Genomic DNA, 14,696 nt, shown 5'->3' on the forward strand with positions numbered 1-14,696 from the left:
GATGGGTGAATGCGGGTACGCCATTCGGCCCAGCACTCCAGCCGCACTTCATAACCTTGTGACTGGCGCCTTGCATGGTTCTCAGTAGCTGAGCGTTTTCAGGTGCGGACGGGTGGAAGTTGGCCGACGTTGGCGATCCTGTGTCCGCCGTCGGCGTTGCACCACCACGTCGGTGTTCCAAAGCCCGCGCCGGCAGACCGGTCTGGTCCGGCCCAGTCCGGCCACACGTGCAGACCGAGATCATGCCCTGGGCAGATCGGCCATAGCGTGCCAAGGACGACCGCCAGCAAGTCCTGCGCTGCTTCGGCCACCGTCCACAACGCGGCGGCGTCTCCCTCGCCGTCCACGTCTGGCCCGCCGCCCCAGTAACTACCGTCATCAAGGGCTACGACGTAGGAGCCGTCGACGTCCTCGATATGGAGTTGCCGCCGCACGCCGCTGGCCTCCAAGTCCCGTTGGACGAGCGCCAAGGCGTTACGCAGTCGGGTTCGTGGCTCTTGCTCCACGTCATGTCCATATCACGGCAAGGCAGACAACCAAAGATCGCGAGGTGGCCGCTGCGGCCATGGTAGAGGCTGGGCGGGTCGGGGAGAAACTCGGTGCGCTGCTGGGCCGGTTCGGTTCGTACTGTGCCCGGGTGGAGCCGTTGCGGCAGGCCGGCAAGTACCTGCGCGGACTGCTGAGTGACCTGCCCCGCAAGAACTGCTGGACCCTCGCAGAGTATGTCGGAGACCGCACCCCGGATCGGATGCAGCGGTTATTGGAACGCGCGCACTGGAACGCCGCGATCGCTGAACGCAGCCCGGATCAACCCACGGTCTCGAAGGCCGTTCTTCTCGATGGTCGTGCGCACTCCAGTCGGCACGAGCGAGCGCTGCTGCGCCTCGTCGTACCGGTTCGCCCCGAAGCTGCAGATCGCCGAGTCCATGGCCGTGCGAGATCTGCGGCGGAAGCGGGTGCCAAGATCGCCTCTTTGGCCGGCGCCCCTTCCATGGGGTCACCTCTCGGCCGGCCCTGACCGGTAGGCGCCTGCCCGGCGGGACCGCGCCGAGCACCTATGCTGGCCGGCATGTCAGCCGCGGTGCTCGCGATTGTGCTCGCATTCGTCACGATTGTCGGGACCTACGTGACCAATGTCTATCTCTCGCGCCGGCAGGAACGGCTCGCCCGGGTCAACGAGCAGCTCGGCGAGTTCTACGGACCGCTTCTGGCCGCACTGTCCGCCAACGGCCAGGTGTTCGGCACCTGGAAGCGGCACGTGCGGCCGGACGGTCGGTCGATGTTCGCCGCGGACGGACCTGCACCGACCGAGGCCGAACTCGCCGAATGGCGACTGTGGTTCACCACCGCGTTCCTGCCCAACGTCCAGCGCGCCCGGCAGGTCATCGTCAGCCGCGCCGACCTGCTCATCGAGCCGTCCATGCCGCCGGTACTGCTGGAACTGTGCGCGCACGTGACGTCCTGCGAGATCCTGGTCGCCCGCTGGGCCGCCAGCGACCTCACCGACCAGATCGCCCTCATCCGCTACCCGGCCGGCGCCCTCGACTACGCCAGCACCTCGTTCGCCACCCTGAAACGCCGGCAGGCGCAGCTGCTCGGCGACCCGGCCACCCGCCGCCTGTTCAGCAGGGCACGGCGGCGAGAGTGACCTGACCATCGCGGACATCGCGCCCGGCAATCGCGCTCGCTCTGCGGCAGATCCGTGCACTCCATATTGCGCCGGGACGCAGAGGGATCGGGTTTCAACTCAGTGGGACTCGATCGGTACCGGGCGTATGTAGTCCCGGGTTCAGCACTCGCTTCGACCGTCCGGGTCTGATCCGGAGCCGTGACCGTGGCGGTGGTGGAAGCCGCGACACCGGGAGCGCTTCTGGGCGCAACCTTTGAGGTTCGGGCGGAGTGTCCTTGTTATGAACGTCGCTGCGGGACAGGGTGGAGCGTTGGCGTGAGGCGACCTGGGGAGCCTGAAACGTCTGCCGCTGACTTCACCGCACTCTATGAGGCTAGATTCGTTGACCTCGCCGGACAGCTGTATGCGTTCACTGGCGACAACAGTGAGACCTACGACCTGGTGCAGGAGGCGTTCATCCGCGCCTGGCAGCGGTGGGCGACGGTCGGGAGGTACGAGGATCCGGTCGCGTGGGTGCGCCGGGTGGCCTGGAACCTGGCGATGAGTCGGTATCGCCGCCTGCAGCGGTCGCGGTCGATGCTGCGTGACGACAACCACGTGGTACCCGGCATGGAGCCGGACCGCGTAGCCCTTGTCCTGGCGTTGCGAACGCTGCCCGAGCAGCACCGACGGGCGGTCGTTCTGCACTACCTGGCCGACCTGTCCGTGACCGAGATCGCCGCAGAGACCGGGACTGCGGTCGGCACGGTCAAGTCGTGGCTGCACCGCGGCCGCGTCCAGTTGGCTGCGGCGCTCCAAATCCATGAAGGGGTGGACCGATGACCGACCCGATCGGCACGGCATTGTCGGAGGAGTTCGCGGCGTTCCGGCAAGCAGCTCCCAACGCCTTTACGCCGCCGCCAGCGAACGCGGTATTCACCACCGCACGTACCCGCACGGTGCGTCGGCGGGTGCTCGCGAGCGCGGCAGTGGTCGTCGCGGTCGCGGTCGCGGCTGGGATCACGTTGCTGCCAGCATCGGCTATCGGCCCACCGATGCCGCCGGCCGATATCGTGACGACGGCTGTCGCGACAGCGACTCCGCCGCCGAGCGCTTCCGGTCCGACCGGTTCAACAGGCCAGGCTTCCGGCGGCGCGATCACATCGCTGCCAGCGACACCCGGGTCGGGCCGGAGCGGCCAGCCCGGTCAGATCCGCCAGACCGACTGGAGCAACGCATCCATCCGGGGCCTTGATTTCTGCGGTGAGAGCGACGACATCGTCGAATTCCGCAATGGTTCGAATGGCTACGACATCCCTTGTGTGATCCTGCCGGGAGGAGCGCGGCCGGTGTACGCGGAGTTCCTCGTCGAGGAGCCGGCCAACCGGCCGGCTACCGAGGATGCACTGGTGCTGGTGGAACTCGGCAATCAAGGCGCCGCGCGACGGCAGGCGTTGGTGCCGGTCGCCATGGGCGCCGACGGCCGGACCCTGATCGCATGGCCCGCGATCGAGGGCGACCAACCCAGCCCGACGGGTGACCAGGTCATGACGTTCACGGCGTACCGGATCGAGCAGAACATCGTCGTGGCCACAGTCAATCGGTTGGACGGGACCCGGGAGACCCGACGCTATCGCCAGGGCGGCATGTACGGTCCGTGGGAACAGTTCTAAAGATCTTTTGAAATTATGGTGAGTCGTTGTCGGTCGATGTGGTTGCCCGGTAAGACGATCATGGTCATGGTTGCTGCTGTGCGGTCGACAAGCCCGCGTCGTGGTCCCGGTCGTGATGTGGATGCGTTGCGGGAGAGGCGGATGCGGGCGGTGGAGTTGTTCGAAGCCGGTCGGCGGCAGGCTGATGTGGTTGCCGAGTTGGGAGTGTCGGCGCAGACCGCGTCGCGGTGGCACCGGGCCTGGCAGGACGGCGGGAGAGACGCCTTGGCCGGCGCCGGTCGGCTGGGTCGCACCCCACGACTGTCCGACGAGCAGTTGGCCGAAGTCGAGACCGCACTGCTGGACGAGCCAAAGGCCAACGGGTTCAGCACGGACATGTTGACCCTGGCGCGGGTCGCCGACGTGATCGAACGGGTGACCGGGGTGCGGTACACACTGTCGCAGACCTGGCTGATCCTGCGGCAACGCCTCGGCTGGACCCGGCAACGACCCGCCCGCCGAGCGGTGGAACGCGACGACGCGGCGATCGAGACCTGGGTCAAGCAGGACTGGCCCAGGATAAAAAGGGGGCCCGACGAACCGGCGCCTGGATCTGCTTCCAGGACGAAAGCGGATTCTCCCTCCTGCCCGTAGTCCGCGGGACCTGGGCGCCGCGCGGGCAGACACTCCGTCGTGCGGCACCGGTTCTCCTGGACCCGCATGTCGATGGCCGGCGTCCTGGCCTACCGGCCAGACCGTTCCCGCGCCAAACTGATCTTCCAGACGAAACCCGGCAGCTACAACACCGACTGCCTCATCGAGTTCCTCAAACAACTGCGCCGGCACCTGCGCGGCAAACCCGTGATCCTGATCTGGGACGGGCTGTCCGCACACCGCTCCAAGGACATGAAGCCTGGCTCGCCACCCAGCAGCACTGGCTGACCGTCGAGGCCCTGCCCGGCTACGCCCACGACCTCAACCCGATGGAACTGGTCTGGGGCAACCTGAAGAACACCGAACTGGCCAACCTCTGCCCCGACATCCTCCACGACGCCGACACCGCAGCCCACACCGGCCTGCACCGCATCGGCAGCAGCTACCAACTCTGCTTCAACTTCCTCGACCACACCGGCCTACGCCTCTGAGCCTCACCCAAATACCGAAAGGTCTTTAGCACAACGCCATGTGGCGTTCGCCGACTCGATGTCGGACGTGGTGAATTGAGATTCACTGTTAACTGATCGTCTGATCTAGATCGGCTCCCGAGTCACTAGCATCGTCACGATCGCGGCTGTCCGCCGCGTGGAAACGGAGATGCAATGCAACAGAAGCTCCAGACCCGTGCGTTCGGGCAGGTGACGCCGATCCTGCAGCCCGGCGAGCAGCCGCTCGTCGCGACGCGGGTCATGGTCGGGAAGTTCTCGGCCGGTCGCCTCGGTGCGGTCGTCAGCCAGGCGATGATCGCGGAAGGCGGAGGGTTGCTGGGCGCGGCACTGGCGTCGACCGGCAAGCAGTTCGTCGTGCTCACCAACTACCGCATGATCTTCCTGTCGCAGACGTTCCTGGGCGGCCCCGGCAAGAATGTCCTCGGCGAGGTGCCCCGGGCGCAGCTCTCGCTGGCCGAGGTCAAGATGGGCATCGTGAGCCTGCTGCGCCTCTCGTTCGGCACTCCGGGCGACGGTGTAGCGCTCACGTTCCCACGCGTGGACAAGAAGAATGCCGAGGCGCTCGCGGAAGCGCTGCAGCAGGCTCCGGTCGCCTGACCATCGCCTCCGAGTTGCGCTCCGCTGCCGCCGACCGCGTATGCCGGTCGGCGGCAGCGTTCGTCCCGCTCAGACCCCGACGCCTGCCCATCCAGCCGAGGCATGGCGACATGGGTTTCTCGCCGGTCATGTCTCCGTCGGAAGTACGCCTCGCTGCCGCAGCCAGGTTTCGAGTTCTTCGATGCCCCGGTCAACGGTGGTTTGTCAGCGGTGAAGTACGAATGCGGCGCAATGGATACACCTTCGACGACGCGGCAGTTGTCCTCCTCGGGTGCGGCAGGATCCAGGTCCCGGGCCGACAGCGACGCCATGGAGAAGATGGCGAACCCTCCCCGCCCGGCAGGACGTGGACTGACCATCGTTCCGTCCGGTGGCGGCCTAACAGTTCAGGCTGACCCTCTGACGGCGGTGGGCGCCTGGAAGTGCGCTCGCGGACCTGGCCGACCCGACAAGGTCACGTGCGCGCTCATCGGCCAGAAGCGGATGCTGCTGCGCCCGTGTGTTCAACGATCGGGTTTCACTGTCTGCAGTCGGCCAGTCGGGGATCGCATAACCGATCAACCGGAGTCGGACAGCCACCAGCCAGCCAACCAGCAGCCAGCCAGCCGCTGTGTGAGAACTTCTGTACGTCTTCAAGGCGCCACTGACGCGGCGCACCGTGGCGCCACGGGGTCGCTCCGCGCCCAGCCCGCTCCGGCTTCAGCTGCGCGCAGGCAGGCCCCGGCGCCCGCACCGGTGTCAGCGGCACAAGATCAACCAGCCGACACCGTGGAGGTACTGTTGCTGAGGAGACCACGACATGACTGCATCGAACACCGCCAGCGGCGCGACCAAGAGCGCCCCCGTGGCGACGAGCCTCGCACCTGCGCTGAGTGACCTGCGAGAAGCCGCCCTGCGGTACGCCGCTGCGAAGGCGTCGCGGAAGGTGGAGGACTGGGCCGACGATCTGAACGATTTTGTGGCAAGCCGAGGGCCCACCACGCAGGCGGTCTTCGAGGGGCTGAAAGCCAAGCTACGGGGAAAGAACCCTGTCTGGGCTGCAATCAAGGGCGCTTGGTCGGGGGCAAGCCCCGCGCTGAAACTTGCCGTGGTGTTGATCTTGACACTGGCGCTATTGCTGGTTCCTGTTGTACTGCTCGTGCTCGTGCTCGGGCTACTGATTGCCGCGCTCGTCGCAGGCATTCGAGCCGCCACACGGTGATCAGGTTCCGGATCCTCGGACGATCACAGCCAGTCCGCGGTGCTTGCGGTCGGCGGTAGGTTGTGCCGGTGGCCCCACCCGAACCGAACGTCGCCGAGATGTGGCAGGCCCATTGTGGCCGCCGGTTTCCACCTCTTCTGCGGGGCGCCGACGTCGGGGACACCGATGTGGTTCTGCTCGACGCCGATGTTGCCGGCTGCGTCAGTACGTGGCTAGGCAACGACGGTCATCTCGACGCCGAAAGGTCACGTACCCTCGCAGCCGTATAGAGGACCTCGACTCGACACCACCGAGCGCGACCAGCGGCATGACATGCCGGCAGCCCAGACCGGCAGTATCGCGGCGCTGGCCGCCCGGACCGACCTCCTCGACGCTGTCCACGCCACAGTGGCCCGCGGCACCTGGCTCAACGCGGCGACCGAGACCTATCCGGCCGTCGTGCTCGGCGCCACTGCGGCCGGCGGCTCGGCATCATCGCGCCCAGCCCCGAGGTCAAGGTGTGGCTCAACCACCAATGGTTCACCGTGATCGGCCTGCTCGACGCGGTGCCCCTCGCGCCCGAACTGGACAACGCCGCGCTGATCGGCTGGCCGGTGGCGATCGCGCAGCTGGGCTTCGACGGCCACCCGACGACCGTCTACACCCGCACCCGCGACGACGCGGTCGTGCCGGTCCAGGCGATCCTGGCCAGGACGGCGAACCCGGAACACCCGAACGAGGTGAAGGTGTCGCGGCCGTCGGACGCGCTGGCCGCGAAGGCCGCGACCGACAGCACGCTCTCGGGGCTCCTGCTCGGGCTCGGCGCCGTTGCCCTGCTGGTCGGCGGCGTCGGCGTGGCGAACACCATGGTGATCTCAGTACTGGAACGGCGCTCCGAGATCGGCCTGCGCCGGGCCCTGGGCGCGACCCGGGGACACATCCGGCTGCAGTTCCTCACCGAGTCTCAGCTGCTGTCGGCCCTCGGCGGCGTCGGCGGCATCCTGGTGGGCATCGCACTCACCGGCGCCTACGCGGCCTACCAGGGTTGGCCCACAGTCGTGCCGGCCTGGGCAACGGTCGGAGGGGCGCTCGCCACGCTGGTGATCGGCGGCTGCGCCGGCATCTATCCCGCAGGGCGCGCCTCCCGCCTTTCACCGACCGAAGCACTGGCCGCGCCGTAACGTTCACCCTTGATCACCTGGTCCCGGCCCGGAACCCGGGGCGCTGTGCCGCTCGGGGCCGGTCGTCCCGAGCCGTTGAGGTGTGTGTTGGCCCCGACGCCGAGGTGTGCGGCTGGTAGATGGTTGCCGCCCTACGCGACCAGACCCGCCGGCAGGTCGAGTTGTTCGATGGGTAGCTCGGCCTGCAGATGGGTGCCGCGTCCGGGCGGGCTGCTGATCGTAATGGTTCCGCCGAGCGCTTCGACGCGGTCGGTGAGCCCGATGAGGCCGGAGCCGCGTGCCGGATCGGCGCCGCCCACCCCGTCGTCTGCAATGGACAGCCGGAGCCAACCGTCGTGGACTGCCGTCTTGATGCTTACGTGCGTGGCGTGCGCGTGCTTGGTCGCGTTCGCGAGTGCTTCCGCAGCGATGTAGTAGGCCGCCACCTCGACGGGTTCGGGGAGTCGGCCGTCGACGTAGAGGTCGACGTCCACCGGGACGGCGCACCGGCGCGCCAGGGTCTTGAGCGCGGGCCGTAGGCCGCCTTCGGACAGGATCGCAGGATGGATGCCGCGTGAGATCTCCCGTAGGTCGTCCAGCACGCTTGTCAGCCCGCCCGTCACCGCGGACAGCCGCTCCCGGACGTCGGACATCTCAGACGGGATCCGCGGCTCGGTCTCGCGGAGTTGCAGCGCGAGCGCGACAAGATGCTGTTGGATGCCATCGTGCAGGTTGCGTTCAATTTGCCGCCTGGCCTGGTCGGCGGTGACCATGACCCGGGTCCGGGAGGCGGCCAGGTCGGCGTGGGCCTGGGCGCTGGCGATGGCGGCGGCGACGAGGTCGGTGTAGTCCGCGAGCCGGGCTTCGATGTCGCCGGTCAGTGGTGTCGGCTGTGTCGTACAGGCTGCCACGACGCCCCAGAGGCGTTCCTCGACATAGACGGGGGCGCCGATCGCCGAGCGGATGCCGTGCTCGCGCAGCAGCGCGGCGAGCGGTCCGGGGGCGTTCGTGTAGCTGTCGATTCGAGCCGGGCGGCCGGTGTGCCGGACCGTCGCTGATACGTTGCGGCCCTCCAGCGACAGGCTTGTACCGACCGGGATCGGCACATCGTGCCACCAGCCCCAGGCCGCGACCACGGTGGCCGTGCCGTCGTCCTCGTAGCGAACGATGTTCGCGCCGTCGGTTCCGATGAGCTGTCCCAGTTCCGCGGCGACGGCATTGAAGAGCTCAGCCGAGGGGACGCCCCGCGCGATGAGGGTGGCGATGTGCCGCAGCGCGGACAGCGCCTCGGCAACTTGGGTGAGCGCATCGGCGCTCTGCTTACGTAGATCCTCCATGATGACGCTCCGCTTATGTGAGCCCTCCAAGATGCGACATGTTGAATGAGCGTGCCGGCGCCTCACCCACGCCGAACTCGGACGTACGCTGCGAGCACGCGACGTGAACTGACGCGACGGTCGTCATCGGCAGAGGGCTGGACGATGACCCAGGTCGAATACTCACCGACAACGCGGCGCGAGGAGATTCCGGATGGCCTGCGCGGACAGTGCCACCTTCTCCAGGTAACCTGCGGCAGGGCTGTCCTCGACGAGATCCCGCAAGTCCTCCTCGGTGCGGGTGGAGATCAGTATGGTCTCCGTTGGCCACCCGTTCGAGCCGTTGTGGCCTGCGATGCGTTCGGCCAAGTCGAACCCGCTTTCGTCGCCCAGACCGACATCCACCAGGATCACGTCCGGCCGCAGTACGTCCAATTGGGTGAGCGCCTGCGAGCTGTCGAAGGCGACACCAACCACGCCGACCCCCTGTTCGGTGAGCAACTGCTGCGCAACCGTGAGGAACTTGGCCGAGTCGTCCACGATGAGACACCGAATGCCCATCCACCAACCTTTACAACTGGCCATTCAGACCGCGTTGCCGCTACCGGGAAGCGCGTACGGCCGGTAGGACCAAACCGTCCCGGTCGATCACCCAACCGGTACAGCCGAACTGTCATCTGTCCAGGTGCCCGCTTCGCGCTGATTCCCTGCTACCCCCGCGCCGCTCGCTGGTAGGCCGGGACCATGCCCAGTGTGTTGCCGGTCGCTCAGGATGAGGATGTAGAAGTCACTGAAGATGAGGACGTACGGGCCGGAGTTCGGGGCCTGGCGTCAGCATGGTGATGTCTACGTGCTCACGGTGGCGGGTGTTGGTGGTCAAGGTGACGCCGGATCGCGGGCGCAGAGACCCCCTGGATGGCCCTGTGGATCAGCTCGCAGGTGCGGGCAGGAGCAGGCGTCCGCGGGTGAACATGCCGATCAGCGCCCACGCCTCGGTGGGTCGGTTGAACCGGCGTCGCCAGCCCGGCGCGGGAGGCGCGACTGAGTGGCCCCACCCTCGCTGACCTGCTGTTCCATGATCTGGTGGACTAAGCTCTGCGTATGGACCAGACGAGGCACACTCGTGTGTTCTTGGTCGACGACCATGAGGTCACGAGGTATGGCATTGTCGCGCTTCTTGAGACCGCACCCGACCTGGAGGTGGTCGGCGAGGCGTCTTCTGTGCGAGAGGCGCTGGTTCGGGTGCCCGCCGCGTGCCCCGATGTCGCCGTGCTCGACATACGGCTGCCCGATGGCAACGGCATCGAACTGTGCCGCGACCTGCGCGCCCAGCTTCCGGGGTTACGGTGTCTGATGCTGACCTCCTTCGCCGATCACGAAGCTCTGTTCGACGCGATCGTGGCGGGGGCGAACGGATTCACGCTCAAAGAGGCGCTGGCGTCCGACGTGGTCGACGCGATTCGCACAATCGGGGCCGGCGGGTCGCTACTGGATCCGAAGACCACGACAGGGCTGCTGCGATGGCTGTATCGCCAGCAGGAACAGATCGATCCGGTGCATCGGCTAAGCGAGCCGGAGCGGATGGTGCTGGAGCTGATCGGTGAGGGGCTCACGAACCGGCAGATCGCCGAGCGGCTCCACGCCAGGGAGAGGACGGTCAAGTCTCACGTCTCCAAGCTTCTGGAAAAGCTTGACATGCAGCGGCGGACGCAGGCCGCCGCATTCGCCGCGCGGCTTCGCCAGGACGACCACTCCCGCGGCATGCAATTTTGAACCCCTTCTGACAGCCAGGCTCATTCGTACGGCCCCGGGGGACGCCGTGACTCAACAACTGTTCGACCGGGCATCAGCGCAGCGCACGCTCGACCGGATGCTCGTCGCGATGGAGGATCTGCGGGACGGTAACTTCCGCCGCCGCTTGGTGATCGCCGGCGACGGCGTACCGGGCAGGATCGCCGCCGCGTTCAACGAGATTGCCCAGCGTAACCAGGAGCTGGTCGGCGAGCTCGCACGAGTGCGGGCGGAGGCCACGCAAGGGCGGCTTGGCGTGCGGCTCGCGTTGCCCGGCGCCTCTGGCGGCTGGGCGTTCGCCGAGGATTCGGTGAACGGCCTGGTCGAGAGCACGATGCGCCCGACAACCGAGCTCAGCCGTGTGCTGGCGGCTGCGGCCGAGGGTGACCTGTCGCTGCGCATGTCCGTGCCCGGCGACAGCCGGTATAGGGAGTTCCGCGGGCTGGCCACCACCGTCAACGGCCTGCTCGACCAGCTTTCGGCGTTCGCTGCCGAGGTGACCCGGGTGGCCCGCGAGGTGGGCTCGGAGGGCCGCCTGGGTGGTCAGGCGCAGGTGCCGGGTGCGGCCGGCACCTGGAAGGACCTCACCGACAACGTCAACATCATGGCGGAGAACCTGACGGCGCAGGTACGCAACATCGCGCAGGTGACCACGGCGGTGGCCCGCGGCGACCTGAGCCAGAAGATCAACGTCGACGCCCGCGGGGAGATCCTGGAACTGAAAAGCACGATCAACACGATGGTGGATCAGCTGTCGGCGTTCGCTGACGAGGTGACCCGGGTGGCCCGCGAGGTGGGCTCGGAGGGCCGCCTGGGTGGTCAGGCGCAGGTGCCGGGTGCGGCCGGCACCTGGAAGGACCTCACCGACAACGTCAACATCATGGCGGAGAACCTGACGGCGCAGGTACGCAACATCGCGCAGGTGACCACGGCGGTGGCCCGCGGCGACCTGAGCCAGAAGATCAACGTCGACGCCCGCGGGGAGATCCTGGAACTGAAGGCCACGATCAACACGATGGTGGATCAGCTTTCGGCGTTCGCTGACGAGGTGACCCGGGTGGCCCGCGAGGTCGGCACCGACGGCAAGCTCGGCGGCCAGGCCCGCGTCCGCGGCGTCGACGGCACCTGGAAGGACCTCACCGACAACGTCAACATCATGGCGGAGAACCTCACCAACCAGGTCCGTAGCATCGCGACCGTGGCCACCGCGGTCGCCGACGGCAACCTCTCGAAGAAGATCATGGTCGCGGCAAAAGGCGAGGTCGCGGCCCTGACCGACACGATCAACGAGATGGTCGACACGCTGGGCGCGTTCGCCGCCGAGGTCACCCGGGTGGCCCGCGAGGTCGGCACCGAGGGCATCCTCGGCGGCCAGGCCCGCGTCCCCGGAGGCGCGGGCACCTGGAAGGACCTCACCGACAACGTCAACTCGATGGCCCAGAACCTGACCAGCCAGGTCCGCAACATCGCGCAGGTCACCACCGCCGTCGCCCGCGGCGACCTGTCCAAGAAGATCGATGTCGATGCCCGCGGGGAGATCCTGGAGCTGAAGACCACGATCAACACCATGGTCGACCAGCTGTCGGCGTTCGCCGCCGAGGTCACGAGGGTCGCCCGTGAGGTCGGCACCGAGGGCAAGCTCGGGGGCCAAGCCGAGGTCCTCGACGTCTCCGGCACGTGGCATCGGCTCACCGAGAGCGTCAACCACCTCGCCGGCAATCTCACCACCCAGGTACGCGCGATCGCCGCGGTCGCCACCGCGGTCACCATGGGCGACCTCACCCGCCAGATCACCGTGGACGCCTCCGGCGAGGTCGCCGACCTCAAGGACAACATCAACCAGATGATCGCGAACCTGAAGGAAACCACCCACGCCAACCAGGAACAGGACTGGCTGAAGACCAACCTCGCGCGGATCTCCGGCCTCATGCAGGGCCACCGCGACCTCGCCGCGCTGACCTCGCTCATCATGAGCGAGCTGGCGCCGCTCGTCTCAGCGCAGCACGGCACGTTCTTCCTCGCCGTCACCGACGGCCCAGACGGCCCGGTCACGCTCGAGCGCACCGCCAGCTACGGCGCCCAGCCTGGAAGCGATTCGCCCACGCGGTTCCGGCTCGGGGAGTCGCTGATTGGTCAGGCCGCACGGGACAAGAAGACGATCATGATGGCCGGCGGCCCGCCAGGCTACATCAAAATCTCCTCGTCGCTGGGCTCGGCCGACCCGGTGAACGTGATCGTGCTTCCGGTGCTGTTCGAAGGCGAGGTGCTCGGCGTGATCGAGCTGTCGTCGGTCCATGAGTTCGGAGGCGTGTACCGCGATCTGCTCGAACAGCTCAAGGAGACCATCGGCGTCAATGTCAACACGATCCTGGCGACCTCACGCACCGAGGGGCTGCTGACCGAGTCGCAGCGCCTCGCGCAGGAGCTGCGGGCGCAGCGGGAAGAACTGCAGCGCTCCAATACCGAGCTGGCCGAGAAGGCCGAGCTCCTGGCCCAGCAGAACCGCGACATCGAGGCCAAGAACATCAAGATCGAGCAGGCAAGCCAGCTGGAGGAGCGGGCGCGGCAGATCGCCCTCGCCTCTAAGTACAAGTCCGAGTTCCTCGCCAACATGTCGCACGAGCTGCGCACGCCGCTCAACAGCGTTCTGATCATGGCCAAGCTGCTCGCTGACAACCTCGACGGCAACCTGAGCACCAAGCAGGTCGAGCTGGCCAAAACGATCTACCGCGCCGGCAACGACCTGCTCCAACTCATCAACAACGTGCTCGACCTGGCCAAGATCGAGGCCGGGCGGATGGAGGTGCTACCAGTCCCCGTCGAGCTGACCGAGCTGGTCGACTACATCGAGTCGCTGCACCGCCCGCTCGCCGCCGAGAAGGCATTGGACTTCACGGTGGTCATCGAGCCGAACGTCCCGGCCAGCCTGGAGACCGACAAGTACCGCCTCCAGCAGATTCTGCGGAACCTGTTGTCCAACGCGGTCAAATTCACCCACACCGGGGGCGTCGCCCTGCGCATCCGGCTCGCCGACAAGTCGGAAGTGACCCGCTCGTCACTGCGGTCTGCCGGCCGGTGGATCGCGTTCGACGTGGAAGACAGCGGCATCGGCATCCCCGCCGACAAACTCTCCCTCGTTTTCGAGGCATTCCAACAGGCCGACGGCACGACCAGCCGCACGTACGGCGGCAGCGGCCTGGGCCTGTCCATCACCCGCGAGCTGACCCGCCTGCTCGGCGGTGAACTCCAGGTACACAGCGAACCAGACAACGGCAGCACCTTCACCCTTTACCTGCCCACCGACACCAGCACCGCCATGCTGGCCACCGGTCCGGCCCCCGTCCTCCAGGCGCCATCCGAGCCTGACGAGGCCATCGCTTCCACATCGGATGAGCCGGCTGAGCCGCCGACCGAAGCGATGGAGGAGGCTCCCGCGGAGCTGCCTACCACTAAGCAGGTCAAGCGCTTCCACGGGGAGAAGGTGCTCATCGTCGACGACGACACCCGCAACACCCTCGCGCTGGCGACCCTGCTGGAGGCACACGGCCTGCAAGTGGCCCAGGCCGACAGCGGCATCGCCGCCCTGCGCGCGCTGGAACGCACTGGCGACATCGCGTTGGTTCTGATGGACGTGATGATGCCCGAACTGGACGGCAACACCACCACCGCCCGGATCCGCAAGATGCCCGAATACTGCGACCTGCCGATCATCGCCGTCACAGCAAAGGCCATGAATGGCGACCGGGACAGATCCCTGGCCTGCGGAGCCACGGACTACGTCACCAAGCCGGTCGACGTGAACCACCTGCTCCACTTGATCGCCCGACACCTCGGATAGCCAACGGAAGACCAGCCGCGACGAGACCGCGCCCGCCGGGCGGAGCACCTCGATCCGGCCTTCGTTCGTGGCCACCACGCCAACGTGCCGCACCTCGGCCGCGACCAACACAGCCGACATCGCGCCGGACCGATCAACGCCTCCGGCCGGTTCCACCGTGCGCCACAGCGTGCCGGTGCGGTCCCGGTCCGCCAGCGCGGCGTTGACCTCACGCTGCACCCCGGCGACGTCGCCGGGACGGCGATCAGCCGCAGCCGGTGCTGGGCCGGGGCCATGCTCGCTGGCTGGCTGTTCCGCCGCGGCTGCTGCGCTCACCCGAACTCCCTCGATCCGACATGCGGCAAAGACCCCGGCAGGCGGAGGAGGAAGGCAAGGCCCGCCACGACA

At 67.4% G+C, this 14,696-nt stretch carries 12 protein-coding genes and 3 pseudogenes; 12 read left to right on the plus strand and 3 right to left on the minus strand.

What is annotated here, in order from left to right:
- Positions 1-98: 98 nt before the first annotated feature.
- Positions 99-506, minus strand: coding sequence for a hypothetical protein (locus tag OHA72_RS46665; protein WP_327002542.1), 408 nt, complete (start codon positions 504-506; stop codon positions 99-101).
- A gap of 59 nt (positions 507-565) precedes the next feature.
- Here OHA72_RS46665 and OHA72_RS46670 point away from each other — a divergent pair.
- The 10 genes and pseudogenes from OHA72_RS46670 to OHA72_RS46715 form a co-directional block, all read left to right on the plus strand.
- A pseudogene (locus OHA72_RS46670) lies at positions 566-784 on the plus strand (IS701 family transposase); the annotation flags it as partial.
- Between the two features lie 285 nt (positions 785-1,069).
- A complete protein-coding gene (locus tag OHA72_RS46675) occupies positions 1,070-1,648 on the plus strand; it encodes a hypothetical protein (protein WP_327002543.1) in 579 nt (192 codons plus the stop codon).
- A gap of 297 nt (positions 1,649-1,945) precedes the next feature.
- A complete protein-coding gene (locus OHA72_RS46680) occupies positions 1,946-2,452 on the plus strand; it encodes an RNA polymerase sigma factor (RefSeq protein ID WP_327002544.1) in 507 nt (168 codons plus the stop codon).
- A complete protein-coding gene (locus OHA72_RS46685) occupies positions 2,449-3,282 on the plus strand; it encodes a hypothetical protein (RefSeq protein WP_327002545.1) in 834 nt (277 codons plus the stop codon). The genes OHA72_RS46680 and OHA72_RS46685 overlap by 4 nt, the downstream gene beginning before the upstream one ends.
- A gap of 141 nt (positions 3,283-3,423) precedes the next feature.
- Positions 3,424-3,915, plus strand: a complete 492-nt coding sequence (locus OHA72_RS46690) for a winged helix-turn-helix domain-containing protein (protein ID WP_327002546.1) — start codon at positions 3,424-3,426, stop codon at positions 3,913-3,915.
- Positions 3,916-3,987: 72 nt separating this feature from the next.
- A pseudogene (locus OHA72_RS46695) lies at positions 3,988-4,217 on the plus strand (transposase); the annotation flags it as partial.
- Between the two features lie 27 nt (positions 4,218-4,244).
- Positions 4,245-4,406: a hypothetical protein gene (locus tag OHA72_RS46700; RefSeq protein ID WP_327002548.1), complete on the plus strand. Its 162-nt coding sequence runs from the start codon at positions 4,245-4,247 to the stop codon at positions 4,404-4,406.
- 174 nt (positions 4,407-4,580) lie between these two features.
- Complete coding sequence (locus tag OHA72_RS46705) at positions 4,581-5,024, plus strand: hypothetical protein (protein ID WP_327002549.1); 444 nt, start codon at positions 4,581-4,583, stop codon at positions 5,022-5,024.
- A gap of 799 nt (positions 5,025-5,823) precedes the next feature.
- A complete protein-coding gene (locus tag OHA72_RS46710) occupies positions 5,824-6,225 on the plus strand; it encodes a hypothetical protein (protein WP_327002550.1) in 402 nt (133 codons plus the stop codon).
- Between the two features lie 243 nt (positions 6,226-6,468).
- Positions 6,469-7,385, plus strand: a pseudogene (locus OHA72_RS46715) (ABC transporter permease); the annotation flags it as partial.
- Between the two features lie 131 nt (positions 7,386-7,516).
- Here OHA72_RS46715 and OHA72_RS46720 read toward each other — a convergent pair.
- Together OHA72_RS46720 and OHA72_RS46725 are read right to left on the minus strand one after the other, a co-directional pair.
- Positions 7,517-8,701 (minus strand): GAF domain-containing sensor histidine kinase, encoded by a 1,185-nt coding sequence (locus OHA72_RS46720; RefSeq protein ID WP_327002551.1) that lies wholly within the window; start codon positions 8,699-8,701, stop codon positions 7,517-7,519.
- A gap of 162 nt (positions 8,702-8,863) precedes the next feature.
- On the minus strand, positions 8,864-9,220 hold the full coding sequence (locus OHA72_RS46725) for a response regulator (protein WP_327002552.1): 357 nt from the start codon (positions 9,218-9,220) through the stop codon (positions 8,864-8,866).
- Between the two features lie 561 nt (positions 9,221-9,781).
- Between OHA72_RS46725 and OHA72_RS46730 the strand changes: the two genes are divergently transcribed.
- Both OHA72_RS46730 and OHA72_RS46735 read left to right on the plus strand, forming a co-directional pair.
- A complete protein-coding gene (locus OHA72_RS46730) occupies positions 9,782-10,453 on the plus strand; it encodes a response regulator transcription factor (RefSeq protein ID WP_327002553.1) in 672 nt (223 codons plus the stop codon).
- Between the two features lie 46 nt (positions 10,454-10,499).
- Entirely contained in the window at positions 10,500-14,309 is a 3,810-nt protein-coding gene (locus OHA72_RS46735; RefSeq protein ID WP_442788390.1) for a HAMP domain-containing protein, read from the plus strand.
- Positions 14,310-14,696: the final 387 nt, after the last annotated feature.

Source organism: Dactylosporangium sp. NBC_01737, assembly GCF_035963215.1.
Lineage (GTDB): Bacteria > Actinomycetota > Actinomycetes > Mycobacteriales > Micromonosporaceae > Dactylosporangium.